The sequence below is a fragment of the Candidatus Leptofilum sp. genome (assembly GCF_965223525.1).
Classification (GTDB): Bacteria; Chloroflexota; Anaerolineae; order Promineifilales; family Promineifilaceae; genus Leptofilum.
Genome location: NZ_CBDCWX010000005.1, coordinates 1,283,425 through 1,296,388, shown reverse-complemented (window position 1 = coordinate 1,296,388; position 12,964 = coordinate 1,283,425). Strand labels below are relative to the sequence as shown.

At 51.2% G+C, this 12,964-nt stretch carries 12 protein-coding genes; 2 read left to right on the top strand and 10 right to left on the bottom strand.

Annotated features, from left to right (window positions below; all coding sequences use genetic code 11):
* Positions 1-45 precede the first annotated feature (45 nt).
* From ACOQPM_RS11040 to ACOQPM_RS10995, 10 genes are all read right to left on the bottom strand, one after another.
* Positions 46-2,274: a RelA/SpoT family protein gene (locus tag ACOQPM_RS11040; RefSeq protein WP_420629314.1), complete on the bottom strand. Its 2,229-nt coding sequence runs from the start codon at positions 2,272-2,274 to the stop codon at positions 46-48.
* Positions 2,275-2,413: 139 nt separating this feature from the next.
* On the bottom strand, positions 2,414-3,148 hold the full coding sequence (locus ACOQPM_RS11035) for a response regulator transcription factor (RefSeq protein WP_420629313.1): 735 nt from the start codon (positions 3,146-3,148) through the stop codon (positions 2,414-2,416).
* Positions 3,149-3,208: 60 nt separating this feature from the next.
* Positions 3,209-3,445: a hypothetical protein gene (locus tag ACOQPM_RS11030; RefSeq protein ID WP_420629312.1), complete on the bottom strand. Its 237-nt coding sequence runs from the start codon at positions 3,443-3,445 to the stop codon at positions 3,209-3,211.
* A gap of 73 nt (positions 3,446-3,518) precedes the next feature.
* On the bottom strand, positions 3,519-4,040 hold the full coding sequence (locus ACOQPM_RS11025; RefSeq protein ID WP_420629311.1) for an FHA domain-containing protein: 522 nt from the start codon (positions 4,038-4,040) through the stop codon (positions 3,519-3,521).
* Positions 4,033-5,493, bottom strand: coding sequence for a VWA domain-containing protein (locus tag ACOQPM_RS11020; protein ID WP_420629310.1), 1,461 nt, complete (start codon positions 5,491-5,493; stop codon positions 4,033-4,035). Before ACOQPM_RS11020 ends, ACOQPM_RS11025 begins: the two co-directional genes overlap by 8 nt.
* A gap of 191 nt (positions 5,494-5,684) precedes the next feature.
* Positions 5,685-6,632, bottom strand: coding sequence for a PP2C family protein-serine/threonine phosphatase (locus tag ACOQPM_RS11015; protein WP_420629309.1), 948 nt, complete (start codon positions 6,630-6,632; stop codon positions 5,685-5,687).
* Between the two features lie 31 nt (positions 6,633-6,663).
* On the bottom strand, positions 6,664-8,622 hold the full coding sequence (locus tag ACOQPM_RS11010; RefSeq protein WP_420629308.1) for a PQQ-binding-like beta-propeller repeat protein: 1,959 nt from the start codon (positions 8,620-8,622) through the stop codon (positions 6,664-6,666).
* Positions 8,623-8,768: 146 nt separating this feature from the next.
* Positions 8,769-9,524, bottom strand: coding sequence for a PIG-L deacetylase family protein (locus ACOQPM_RS11005; RefSeq protein ID WP_420629307.1), 756 nt, complete (start codon positions 9,522-9,524; stop codon positions 8,769-8,771).
* A gap of 88 nt (positions 9,525-9,612) precedes the next feature.
* Entirely contained in the window at positions 9,613-10,902 is a 1,290-nt protein-coding gene (gene cysS / locus ACOQPM_RS11000) for a cysteine--tRNA ligase (RefSeq protein ID WP_420629306.1), read from the bottom strand.
* A gap of 77 nt (positions 10,903-10,979) precedes the next feature.
* Positions 10,980-11,978: a hypothetical protein gene (locus ACOQPM_RS10995; RefSeq protein WP_420629305.1), complete on the bottom strand. Its 999-nt coding sequence runs from the start codon at positions 11,976-11,978 to the stop codon at positions 10,980-10,982.
* A 118-nt stretch (positions 11,979-12,096) separates the two neighbouring features.
* Between ACOQPM_RS10995 and ACOQPM_RS10990 the strand changes: the two genes are divergently transcribed.
* Positions 12,097-12,426 carry an ArsR/SmtB family transcription factor gene (locus tag ACOQPM_RS10990; RefSeq protein WP_420629304.1) on the top strand — a complete coding sequence of 110 codons (330 nt, stop codon included), beginning with the start codon at positions 12,097-12,099 and terminating at the stop codon, positions 12,424-12,426.
* Complete coding sequence (locus tag ACOQPM_RS10985; protein WP_420629303.1) at positions 12,423-12,896, top strand: SRPBCC family protein; 474 nt, start codon at positions 12,423-12,425, stop codon at positions 12,894-12,896. Before ACOQPM_RS10990 ends, ACOQPM_RS10985 begins: the two co-directional genes overlap by 4 nt.
* Positions 12,897-12,964 lie beyond the last annotated feature (68 nt).

The following is a 12,964-nucleotide window of genomic DNA, read 5'->3' as shown; positions in this document are numbered from 1 at the left end:
CCCGCGTTCGCGGGTATAACACCTGTAAAACCTGTCGCTCAGGGATTATTCGGGGCGGTAGAAGGAGTCGGCTGGCAGCAACGGCTCTGGCACCGTAAATGAATCCACAATCTCTACAAAAAAGACATTGGCCAGTGCCCGAATCTGATGCAAAATGCGAACAAGCTGGCGCGGCCGCAGCACCTCAATTTCCAGATGAATATGCACTTCATTTGGCGCACCCGGCTCTGGGGTATGAATGTAGGAGATATTGATCCCTTCATCATTCATGAGCTGGGTTATTTCAAACAGTAAACCTGGGCGATCATACACTTTGACTTGCAGCTTAATTTGGCGCACTTCGCGTGGGGTCGCTTCCCCCCAGGCTAAAATCAGCTTGCGCCCGGCTAGCCGACTGGGATTCAAAGTATGGCAACGTTCATGATGAACGGTCACACCTCCATCCCGGCGCAAAAAACCAATGATCGAGTCAGGCGGGCGCGGGTGGCAAGTGCCGCAAAGGCGAATTTTGCGCCCTTCTGCCTGAGTTACCACAAACTGGTCACCTGCTTCTGAGTAGACAATTTTACCGGTGTGGCGGGCGGGCCCTTGTGACCACATTTCCTCGACCAGCGTGGTGGTAACGGCCGTTGGCAAAATCTCCGCCCGCCCCAGTTCATGATACAAATCATGCGTGTTATCGTAATTAAAAGCATGCGCCACACGATCATGCGGGTAACTGTACAATCCCAGCATACTCAGCTCATCTTGCAGCAACTTAAGCCCCTGGTAAACCGCCTCTTTTTGCGGCAAGCGCCTAAACCAACGACGCGCATGGCTACGGGCATAATTGGTCATAAGGTAGCCTAAATCTTCATCCAGCCAATCGCGCTGCGGCTGCGCCCGCTCCTTTTTCATGATATGCACCTTCATACCATCAAGCAACGGCCGATTCAACGAGTAGTGCATATCATTCACAAATGCCGAATAACATTGATCCCCTAACCCTGTGTGAATAGCGTAGGCAAAATCCAACGCTGTCGCCCCTTCAACCAATTCCACAGCATCCCCCCGTGGCGTAAACACGCGAATCTGCTGCCGAAACACATCTTCCACCACACCGCGTACACCGGCCGTGGGGTCTTGAGGCTCCATATTGATATTTTCGTTGATGTTTTCAAAGAACGCTTCCATGCGCCCTGCTACGCCACTTGTCCACATGGGCGTATCGGCATACACCCAGCGCGCCAATACGCCAATTTCAGAGACCTTGTCCATTGCGTCTGTGCGTAGCCGCAACTTTAAATGCTGCCCATTGGTATGCACGACTGTCGAATGCAGTGAACGATACAAATTATCGCGGGCAACAGCTACGTAATCATCAAATTTGCCAGGTACAGGCTGCCACAGTTGGTGCAAATGGCCCAGTGCCTGGTAACAAGATTGCCAATCATCTAGCAGCACCACCAGCCGCATTGTCTTGTCTACATCATAAAAGGGGGTGCCATTTTTGCATAAATCCTGGTACACACTGTAAATATTTTCTGGTGCCAAAAAGACGCGCCGCACATCCAAATTGGCTTGCAGCAGACACTCAAAAATCTGCTCTCTAACAATTTGGTAATCTTCCTGCTGCTCTTTATGAATCTGCGCCAGGCGATTTTTTATAATGGCGTGTGCTTCGGGCTCCAACACCTCCAGCGAGAGGGATTCCAGTTCGTTTTTTAGCCACCAGATGCCCAACCGGTTGGCCAATGGTGCATAAACCGAGAGCGTCTCTTTGGCCTTGTAAACCTGACGGCCGTGGGGTGTGGCTTTAATAGTTCGCATGTTATGCAACCTATCGAAAAGCTTGATGATGACGGTGCGAACATCGGTAGTCATGGCTGCCAACAGCTTGAGCAGGGTTAAATCTTCAATCTCCTGCTTAGAAAGCTCTTTCCGTTTGGCAATGCCTTTGGTGACGTCTTTTAATTTGGTCACACCATCAACCAGTCGTGCCACGTCTTGACCAAACTGGGCTTCAATTTCTTCAACTGTAACCCGTGTGTCTTCGGCTACATCATGCAGTAACGCTGCCATGAGCGCTTGGGCATCCAGGTAATATTCTGAAATGTAGTATGCAACGGTTAATGGGTGGGTAAAAAAAAGCTCGCCAGACTTACGGCGTTGTTCTCCGTGTTCCCGGCGAGCGAGGGCAAATGCTTCCTGTACGCAAATGCGATCTTCAGCACTAAGGTACTTGTTAATTTGCTCAAAGAATTGCTTGCCGTCAGACGCAATTGTGTGTGTCATAACGGATAATGATATTAAAAACGCGGGAAAAGTAAACCCTTGCGTCTATTTCGACTTACGTAAAGAGATACGATTTCTTGTTTATCTCTTTTCTGAATTTTTGTGTTGTTAGCAATCGTTGTCTACCAAATTAGTGCTTTTAGATTTTCTTGTAGTCTACAAAGCGGTAACCAACGCCACGCTCGGTGAGAATGTAATAGGGGTTGGCCGGGTCGTCTTCTATTTTTTTGCGTAGGTAATTGATGTATAGGCGCAGATAGTGCGTTTCATCCCGGTATTCGTATCCCCATACTTTGGCGAGCAGGGTTTCGTGGGGCACCACCCAGCCTGCATTTTGAATGAGGTGGTTGAGCAGACGGTACTCTGTGGGGCGCAGGTCAATCCGTTCATCATTGACCAGGACTTGGTGCCGATTGAAATCAACAGAGAGCCTATCATCTATGCGGAGGATGGTTCTAGGTGGTGGGGCTGGCCACTCTGCTCGTCGGAGAACGGCCGTTACCCTTATCATCAGCTCTCTGGGGCTAAATGGCTTCGTCACGTAATCATCTGCACCCAGGCTTAACCCCTGAATTTTGTCATCCTCCTCACTTTTCACCGTAAGTAAGATAACCGGCACTGTCGAAATTTCGCGCAATAATTTTAGCGTTTCGAAGCCATCCATCTCTGGCATCATCACATCCATAATGACCAAATCTGGCGTGTGCTGCCGGATTTGTTCCAGGGCAACCAAGCCATTTTCGGCTTCGATAATTTGGTACCCTTCCAACTCCATATTCATGCGAATAAAGCGCCGCATCCGGGATTCATCATCCACAACCAGGATGAGGCGAGGGGCTGTTGGCTCTAGCGAATCTGGGATTTGTTCAACCATAATTTTTTTGCGAGACATAGAGATACGATTTTTTGGAAAAATCGTATCTCTAAATATTGTTTACCGAACGAAACTAACAACTTCTTCCTGGTCACCAGATGGCAAGATTTGAATAAAGTTGATGCGATGCCAGGGCACTAGCATGCTGGTTACTTCTTCATCCAGGTAATGCAAATCTTTGCCATCGCGCAGGCGCGGATTGTGTACTTGAACAAACTGGCTGCTAGGACTGGGCAATTCGTCAATTTCGCATTCAAAAGCATCTTCGTTTCTGATATGAACAATTACCGTAATCATACAATTGACCTCTTTAGATTTCTATTTTATACAAACTCACAATTTCTCACGATGCCGTTTTCAATTGAGACAGTCAATTGGTGCCAGAGCCAGAATCCGACAAAAATATGTGAACCAACAAGTCGCCAAAACGAATTTCGTCGCCGCTTTGCAGCGGGTATGGCTCATGGGGCGGCAAGCGGTAGTTGTTTAGCAGCGTGCCGTTGGTGCTGTTTAGATCTATTAGCACTAAGCCTTCTTGCACGGCATGAATTTTGGCGTGAAGGCGCGAGACGCCTTTTTCTGCACCATCATCATCAGACAGATCAACTTCTGGCACCAGTTCAGAAGAGGCGCGGCCAATTTGAACTTCATCCTGCACCGTTAATTTGAAGCGACGGCGGCTGCTGGGTACGACGAGGGCGATTTTGGGGGCAACGGCCGCAGGGGCTAGTGTGTCTTTGGCCAACGGCGGTGGGGGGGGTCTGTTAGCAAATTCGGAAAATGGCAAGACGGCCGTTATTTTCCCTGTCTCCACTAAAAGAAACCCACCACATTCACTACAAAACAGCAATCCCTCTTCTTGCGAGGAACCGCACTCTGTACATTTAATCATGCTTCTTCTTTGCTTTACCGATTAAGGCTCGCGTACCGTACTTCAGCTTTTTGCGCCCTGCTAAAGACATGGTACCGGCTCTGGAAATCTGATCCATCTCTTGTTGTGCTTGATGTGCTAGCTCCGTTTCGCCAGCTTCTAACAGGCGCGTACTTAGGTGGTGCATCCGCGTGGTGGCCACATCTAGACGGCCTGCTTCTACTTCTTGCCACACTTTTTCATTCATGCGGTACATGTTCATCACGCGTACCGCTTCCACAATATTTTCTGGCGGCATTTCTTGGGCTACGTCAGACAGAACCATGAGGGGGTGTGCTTGCTTAAACGCCTGCTCACGCTTTTGTGGCCCTGGAATATGGGCTATGACCTCGATGTTCAGCTTGAGGCGCGTCTCTGTCGGGCTAGGTGCTATTTTCAATTCCAATAGCGCAGCTAGCGGGGAGCGACCTTCCAAATTGCCCAGTTTCAGAAACTCATCATCTAAAGCAAGGGGCTGAGCAAATGGTTCTAGCTTAAACCCGTACTGAATAGTTGCCTGGCGATGCAGGGTTGCCTTGAGCTGTAGGTTTTTGGCATAAACGGTGCCTAGCCCTTGAATGCGCTTTTGCAGATGTTGCACAATGTCGCCTGGTTGCTCCACAAAGTTGGATTGTCCGCCAGAGGGGGAAACGAGGGTATCCAAAAATTGATCGTTCCATTCTGTACCCAGGCCGAAGGCACTGATGCCGATGTTTTCTCTGGCTGCTCGACGAGCAAGCTCTAGACATTGCTCAACATCCCCGTAAGTATGCCCGTCGGTTAACAGAATGAGGTAATTGGTGTGCTTGGCCAGATCAACCTTGCGTAGCTCTTTTACTGCAGCCTGCAGCCCCTGGTAAATTTCGGTACCGCCAGAGGCCTGTACGCCGCGTAGTTGGCCAACAACGGCCGTTGGGTTTTCCACCTTACCTGCCGGCACATCAACGTCTGCGCGGTCGCTAAAACTGACAATGGAAAGCGTGTCTGTTGGTGCTAGCTTATTCACAATGAGTTCCACGGCCGTTTTCACATGGCTCAACCGGCTACCCTGCATAGATGTGCTTTTGTCTAGCACCAGGCTCAAATTTAAGGGGAGTTGCTTGGTATCCTGGGCTGGGGGTGAAATGTCTAGCAGCAGGTACACTACCTGTTCTGTATCAGATACCTTGATGCGATCTCGGCTGGCTGTAACCTGCAAATTCACAACATCCAGCGACTTGGTTTCTGCCAGTAGCGAATCGTAGGTGGCGCGGCGAGCCGGATCGCTAAGAACTTCGTAGGCGTTGGCCAGCCGTGCATACGCAGGATTTTTGGCTTTGTCTCTTTTTTCTTTGGGAATTTTGACGCGCAGTGAAGCAAAGGCTGACTGAATTTCTTCAAGCGTAGCCTGGGGTGCCACTCCTAAAATTGCGTAGTACTCAAACTCTTTATCCATAAACTTACGGCCGTACTGCCTTGGATGCTACTGACTTACACCGACCTGCACTTACACAATCTATTTTGGGAAAACAGTGAGGGTAAAGGTGGTTCATTAATTGAATGAACGTCTTCCGGTTGTTATGCTGGCGAAAATCTGTCCTACAAACTGCCAATTGGACAATTACCCTCCCTAAATTTGTTTGCCAATTATAGCGAGAAGTCTACCACAATGGCCGTAACATTGTCATTGCTATGGGCTGCTAACGCAGTTTCATACAGCTCGTCTACCATTTGTGGCAGCGAAATATCTTTTTCCAATATTTCCTGAATGTTTTCGTCATCAATAAACCCGCATAGGCCATCGCTACATAGCAGCAATTTACCCGTGTGGGGCAGCAAGCGCATGTAGGTGTCTACTTCAACTTCTTCTCCCTGGCCCACTGCCCGCAGCAGCACGTTGCGGTAGCGGTACATGGTTGCTTCTTCAGCAGTAAGCGTGCCCACATCTTGCAAACGCTGCACCAGGGAGTGGTCACTGGAAATTTGCTCCAACTTGCCATCGGCCAGCAGATAGAGGCGGCTGTCGCCTACGTGAGCCACATGCAGGCGGCGACCCAATACCAGCGCAATCGTCAGCGTGGTACCGCTATCTACTTCTGGATCATCTTCAAAGACGGCCGTATTGGCCACCTGAACCGCATCCAGCAACACTTCCTGAATAGGCACTTGGTTGGGGGTCCCCACCGTTTGCAGCAGGGGCATATAAATTTTGGTCAAAATGTAGTGGGCGGCCACCCGCGAGGCAATGCGGCTGGCTACATGGCCGTTGGTGTGCCCCCCCATGCCATCTGCCACAATGTAAAGACCCAAAGGCAGCATAGAAAAATGCCCACCAGCTTCTGAACTAAACACTAAGCAAGAATCTTCATTTCGTTCACGCGCGCCCACATCACAGCGAACACCAGCACGCAAGGTGGGGTCATTGGTGTTTGCATTGCTCGGAGGCAGCCCTGTGTCTATAACGGCCGTTTCATTAGGGTCTTGCATAACGGCCGTCTCCTCCAATTGAGACGTCTCTGCAACTTCTTCCACTTCCTCGGCTTCTGTTTTGCTTGCCTCTTCCTCAGGCTGAATGAAAGGTGGTGTTTCGTTCATAATAAAGTCCAATCGTGGTGCATTGTGCCAGCTATGCTGGCAATGCATAAATATAATGGTTGGTGGAGCCGATGTAAACCACACCATCAGCAATTGTCGGTGATGAAATAACAGGTGCCCCCGTATCAAATTTCCAATTCATATCGCCCCGCTTGGTGTTGAGGCAATAAACGCAGCCGTCTGTACCGCCAAAATAGACGGCATCATTCCAAACAACGGGCGAAGACGCTATTTGGCCTTCTATTTCAAACGTCCACTTTTGACGCCCAGTATCCATGTCGAGCGTATATAAGCTACCATCAGAGGATCCAATATAAACGGAGTCGTCGTGTACGGCTGGGGATGAAATTATGGGGCGGCGCGAACGGAATCGCCAAATGATCCAGCCTGTATTCGCATCTAGCGCGTACACAGTGCCATCCATAGAACCTACAAATACGATTTCATCTGCCACAGTGGGAGACGAGGTAACGTTCCGTTTGGCCTGCGCCTGCCATTTAGTCTTGCCGCTGGCAATTTCAACACAAAAAATGTAGCCGCCTTCGGTACCAAAGAAGATGCGCTCCTCATCTACAAAAGCAGTGGAGCGAACAGATGCGTACGCATTGGCTTTCCACTTAGGCCGCCCCTGATGAACCTCAAGTGCATAAAAGTGGCCATCATCTGATCCAAAAAAAACATGATCGTAGCGAACGACGGGGGAGGCGTAAACAGAACCGTTGGTGGCATAGCGCCAATTTTGGCGGCCAGTGCGCCGCTGAATGCAGTACAAATGCTTGTCGGCAGAGCCAATGAAAACATTATCTTCATAAATAAATGGTGTGCTACCGCCCACGCTGTCTGAAGCAGGGAATTTCCAGATGAATTCACCATTTTCGTTGTTCAGAGCGTACAGATTGTTGTCGTAGGCGCCCACGAGTACCATATTGCCAGCAACGGCCGCTTTGCCCCGAATCTCATCTTCACACTTAAATTGCCAAATGGGCTGCACTTGGCTAACCGCTGGCGTGGTAGTGGCAGCAGGGGTGCCAGTCTGGGTCACAGCAGCAGGGCTGCCAGTTTGAGGAATTGGCAAGTTGGGATTGCTGTCGAATACGGCCGTTGCCGGGCGCACCGCCAGCACCTCCAACGCATCTTTCAACGCCTTCGCATCGGCAAAGCGCTCTTTGGGATCATAGGCCAGGCAGCGATTGATGATTGCTTCAAACGCGGGCGTCACACCGGGGTTCACTTTGGAAATCGGCCGTTCGGCAAAGGTAAAGGGGGGTTCCAGACGTGGGTCTTGCCGTGTGAGCAAATGGTGCAGCGTGGCCCCCAGCGCATAAATATCCCCGGCTGGCTCCGCCTGCCCCCGGTACTGCTCTGGGGGCGAATATCCCTCCGTCCCGATCATCGTGCCTTTGTCACCCATCTCAAACACTTTGGCGATGCCAAAATCAATCAGGCGAATCCGCTCACGATGATCCAGCATGATGTTAGACGGTTTTACATCGCGGAAAACGATGGGCTGCGGTTTTTGGCTGTGCAAATGGTAAAGGGCGTCGCATAGCTGCATCGCCCAGGAGATAGCTGTCTCCTGATCCAGATGGTCAGTTTGCTCCTCTAACCATTCGTCTAAATCTTTGCCCCGGATCAATTCAATAATCAGATAAGAGCGGTCCCCTTCCGTGAAGTAGTCAGACACATCGGGGATAGCGGGATGATCGAGCATAGCCAACATGCTGGCTTCGCGCTCAAACGATTTGATGGTGAGCGCCCGCATTTGCGGATCTGGGGTAGAAATGACCATTTCTTTAACAGCACACAGCTTGGTAACGTTGGGGAAGCGCATATCCCGCGCCTGGTACACAGAGCTAAAACCGCCTGCGCCCAATGGCCCCACGATGCGGTACCGTTCTTGCAGCATATCACCCGGCTGTAAGCCACTGCGCTGCGCTTTTTTTTGACGGCCTCTTTTGCTGGCAAGTTGTCTGGTCGTTAGTCGCCCCATGATTGGTTGTCGTCTATCTCCTTGTGTGAGGGTTTATTATAAGTTGCCCCCCCGTAAATAATCAAGCCAGTCGGTACTAATGGGAGGATTCTGTCGCTAAAACCAACGGAATCTTAACGACAAACGGCCGTATCCTCAAATGGCCGCTACGCTCTAACCCGTCGCCAATACCGCTCCCCACCCACTTGTGCCGCATACGTACGAATTTTGGCCTCGGCATCCTGGCGGCTGGCAAAAAAGCTGCTGCGCTGCGAGGCGTAGGCCCAGATGGCTTTGATTTTGGCGGCAACGGCCGTTTCCGGCAGCACTGTTTGGGTTGATTGCATGGTCGGGTGGAGGACGGCCGTTACCGCCCCACGCTCTGCTGCATACGGATAATCTTCATAATAAAGAAGGCGATCCGTGCCAAAAGCACGTTCTGCCGCCTGCCGCACCAGCCTGTGATCCACATGATTGCCCGCCGTGAGCGGCACCACAACTTCATCGGCAGGGGGCAGTTGGGTGAGCTGCTGGGTGAGTTGGGCAACCACCGCATCATCGGCGGGGTGCTGGGTGGTGATGATGCTTTCCCAAGTGGGGTAGCATGGTTCGCCCGTGGCCGGATCGGTACGGTAGACGCAGTCTGGCACGTCCCAATGTAAAAAATCTGCACCAAGAATTTGGCAGGCAGCGGCATCTTCGGCGCGGCGGGCGCGGACGGCGGCTTGAGGGAGTTCCCAGCGTTGGTGGAGTGCCTGGACGAAGGCCGAGAGCTGCAAATTTGGCGCGGGTTCGCCAGCCATGAGAGTAACGATGAGGGTTGGGTGGGAAGCGGCCGTTTCCAGAAAAATCCGCCCACCACATGAAAGCACCGCATCATCCAGATGGGGCGAGAGGTAAATGGTTTTGTACCAATCACGCATTGGCGGCTCTGCGTTTGAGTTCGGGGCCGTTGGGTGTGTCGGTGATGTCGTAGCCTGCGGCAATGATTTGGTCGCGCAGGGCATCGGCCTATGCCCAATTTTTGGCGGTGCGGGCGGCTTGCCGCTGCTCGGTCAAGGCTTGAATCGCTTCAGGGATGGCTTGTTCAGCTTCTGGCTGCCAATCGGCCAAACCCAGGCCAAGCACGCGGTCAAACTCTACAATCGTCGCTTTTTTCACGCCGCCGGGCAGGTCGCTTTTGACCAAATTCCAAACGACGGCCAGGGCACGCGGCATGTTCAGGTCATCGTTGACCTGCGCGGTAAAATCGGCGAGGAAGGTTGCATCTAGTTGGATGGGATCGGGCCATTGGGAAACTGCCGTTCGCAAACGGTGCAGCGCCGTCGCCGCTCCATCCATCGCCTGCCAGTTAAACGTTATTTTGGAACGATAATGCCCGCCCAAGCAAAAATAACGAAAGACCAGCGGATCATAGCCACGATCCAGGAACGTTTGCAGCCGCAAAAAGTCGCCAGACGATTTGGACATCTTCATGCCGTCTAGCTGCAAAAAATAGCCATGCAGCCAGAAGTTTGCCAGCCGGGTGCCGTGGCATGCCTGCATCTGGGCAATCTCGTTGGGATGATGCACCATAATGTGGTCCTCGCCGCCACAGTGAATGTCGAAGTAGTTGCCCAGGTAATGTGCCGCCATCGCCGAGCATTCGATGTGCCAGCCGGGGAAGCCAACGCCCCACGGACTGTCCCACTCCATCTGCCGCTGTGCCTCTGGTGGGCTAAACTTCCACAGGGCAAAGTCGGTAGGGTTGCGCTTTTCGCTCATTGCCACCCGACTACCTGCCTGCAAACCCTCAATTTTCAGCCGAGCGAGGTAGCCGTAATCGTCCAGCCTGGCCGTATCGAAGTAGATGCCATCGCTGGTGCGGTAGGTGTAGCCGTTGGCCTCAATGCACTGAATCATGGTGATTTGCTCGGCAATGTGGTCGGTGGCTTTGCACCGGATGTGCGGCTCAAGGATGTGTAGCTGGGCTAAATCCTGCTTGAATGCTTCGGTATAAATTTCGGCAATTTCCCAGGCGCTTTTGCCAGAGCGGCGCGTACCCACTTCCATCTTATCTTCACCCGCATCCGCATCGTCGGTCAGATGCCCAACGTCGGTGATGTTCTGGACGTGCAAAACGTCATGCCCGTTAAATTCCAGGACGCGGCGCAAAATATCTTCAAAGATGTAGCTACGCAGATTGCCGATGTGGGCGTAGTCGTAAACGGTGAGGCCGCAGGCGTACAATTTTACTTGGGGTGGATTGAGGGGGGTGAACGGCCGTACTTTTCGCTCGTAAGTATCAAACAGCATCAACATGCTGGATAGCTTACCTTACTCGTGAGGAGTTGTCGAAGGGTATCTCTACCACCGTCTTGTGGTAGAACGCACCAAAATCAAGGGGCAGATGGAAGCCATATTGGGCGCATGTGGCTGGAAAAATCAACAGCACTGATCCGACGTCGGTTTTGACCATCGCCATCGTAGAGAAAAATCTCGTCCGCGCATCGCTCAGTTCCAATAATCCAGGAACTGTTGTCCGTTTTGCGAACGCAATCCACTTTTTCAACTGTAGCAATATACGCCTGATCCGGCGAATAACGAATCCACAGTATCCGCCCAAATCCTTCCATTGTCTCTAGTTTGCCGCTGTTCAGATCGAGACGAAACAAGCTCTCGTTTTTTACCAATATCATCTCATCTTCAGTTAGCCATTGCCCAACCTGAAAGGTTTCTTTTTCTGCCGATTCTGGCAGTGATTCAGTTTCTCCATTTAGCTTGGCGATGTAGGAGCCGTTGTCATCGCTCATTAAAAACCGGTCTCCGTTTGGCGACCAATCCACAATCCAGCCACCTCTGTCAACAATGTTATGTTCGACATTTGTTGCCAAATTGTAGATGCGGGTTTGTTCTGATGAAGCTCTGATGCGCCAACGGCCGTCTGGCGAAATAATCGGCGATAAGTTCCGTTCATGATTTGGCTCTTGTGAATAACCGGCCTGGGGGAGAACGGCCGTTTGCCCATCCAGAAACAGAACTAGCGCATCCGTTGACGTAGACAAGTCGAGACAATCCTCTTTTTGCGTATAGTGCAATAAGTTTGCATTTGCCCCGCTGACTGTGCTTCTCGAAGTCGTAGCCGTATCTGGATACCACTTGCTCCACGCTTCACTCTCCGCGTCTAATAGCCAAAATTCCCCTTCATCCATCTTTAGGCAATCATAGATGACCAACGTCGGAACGTTATTCGGTTGGACGACGGCCGTATTCGTTGGCGGTGTCAACATCGGTCCCATCTGGTCTGTTGGCAACGAAGCAGGATCGTTACAGGCAACCAGCAAAAGCAGAAGGCACCCCCAAAATCCCGTGCTGAACAGATTTTTGACTTTCATCATCTTTACTTCCCTCTATCCTGTGTAAAATCTGACCCTGACTATAACATTTTTCCTGAGTGCTTACCCTTCTCTAGCTTGACAGTATTCCAATGCTCAGCTAATATATAACCATATGGTTATGAATAATCCGCAGCTTGACCAGATCTTTGGTGCACTTTCAGACGCGACGCGACGAGGCATCTTGATGCAGCTTTCTCAGGGGGAGACCAACATCACCACTCTGGCCGCACCTTACCAGATGTCGCAACCTGCTATTTCCAAGCATATTCGCATTCTGGAAAATGCGGGGCTAATTCGGCGCGCCAAACGGGGGCGCGAATATATTATTCAAGCCGCGCCAGAGGCGGCCGAACAGGCGCGTGACTGGATTGATTACTATGCTCAATTCTGGCGGGAACAGTTCGACGACATTGAAGCGTATCTCAAGCAAACAGGGGAACTTAAATGAGTGTCGATATTTCGTATGAAAATGGAACCTTGGTTGTGACACGCCAATTTGATGCGCCGCGAACGGCCGTTTTTGATGCCTGGATCAAAACCAGCAAGGTTGAACTTTGGTGGGGCTGCGGCTTCGCAACGGAAGTAAAGTCGCACGTTGAGCCGGAAGTTGGCGGGAAATACCACCACCTGATGACCTTACCAGAGGCAGGTGAATACCCACATCGCGGACTCATTATAGAGTATGAACCGCCAACCTTGCTAGCCTATGAACTAACTGACCAATTCCACGATGAGAAGATGTTTGTGCGGGTCGTTTTCACTGAGGAAGGTGGCAAAACGACTGTCCGTTTGACCCAACGCAATCTACTCGACGCCTACAGCCAATTTGTCATGAGCGGTTGGGCTTCAGCCTTTGAAGGGCTGGCCTATTTGCTGGAGACTGGTGACAATCCTCGTGAACGGCCGTTGGCGCATTGAACAACGTACTCAGGCAATGGCTGAAGAGATTTCACGAAGGTGGCACACTCATGAAAATCAACAGATTT

What these genes read in the sequence shown, in the direction of transcription:
- ACOQPM_RS11040 (WP_420629314.1), bottom strand. Translation starts at nt 2,274, where the DNA reads ATGACACACACAATTGCGTCTGACGGCAAGCAATTCTTTGAGCAAATT.
- ACOQPM_RS11035 (WP_420629313.1), bottom strand. Translation starts at nt 3,148, where the DNA reads ATGGTTGAACAAATCCCAGATTCGCTAGAGCCAACAGCCCCTCGCCTC.
- ACOQPM_RS11030 (WP_420629312.1), bottom strand. Translation starts at nt 3,445, where the DNA reads ATGATTACGGTAATTGTTCATATCAGAAACGAAGATGCTTTTGAATGC.
- ACOQPM_RS11025 (WP_420629311.1), bottom strand. Translation starts at nt 4,040, where the DNA reads ATGATTAAATGTACAGAGTGCGGTTCCTCGCAAGAAGAGGGATTGCTG.
- ACOQPM_RS11020 (WP_420629310.1), bottom strand. Translation starts at nt 5,493, where the DNA reads ATGGATAAAGAGTTTGAGTACTACGCAATTTTAGGAGTGGCACCCCAG.
- ACOQPM_RS11015 (WP_420629309.1), bottom strand. Translation starts at nt 6,632, where the DNA reads ATGAACGAAACACCACCTTTCATTCAGCCTGAGGAAGAGGCAAGCAAA.
- ACOQPM_RS11010 (WP_420629308.1), bottom strand. Translation starts at nt 8,622, where the DNA reads ATGGGGCGACTAACGACCAGACAACTTGCCAGCAAAAGAGGCCGTCAA.
- ACOQPM_RS11005 (WP_420629307.1), bottom strand. Translation starts at nt 9,524, where the DNA reads ATGCGTGATTGGTACAAAACCATTTACCTCTCGCCCCATCTGGATGAT.
- cysS (WP_420629306.1), bottom strand. Translation starts at nt 10,902, where the DNA reads ATGTTGATGCTGTTTGATACTTACGAGCGAAAAGTACGGCCGTTCACC.
- ACOQPM_RS10995 (WP_420629305.1), bottom strand. Translation starts at nt 11,978, where the DNA reads ATGATGAAAGTCAAAAATCTGTTCAGCACGGGATTTTGGGGGTGCCTT.
- ACOQPM_RS10990 (WP_420629304.1), top strand. Translation starts at nt 12,097, where the DNA reads ATGAATAATCCGCAGCTTGACCAGATCTTTGGTGCACTTTCAGACGCG.
- ACOQPM_RS10985 (WP_420629303.1), top strand. Translation starts at nt 12,423, where the DNA reads ATGAGTGTCGATATTTCGTATGAAAATGGAACCTTGGTTGTGACACGC.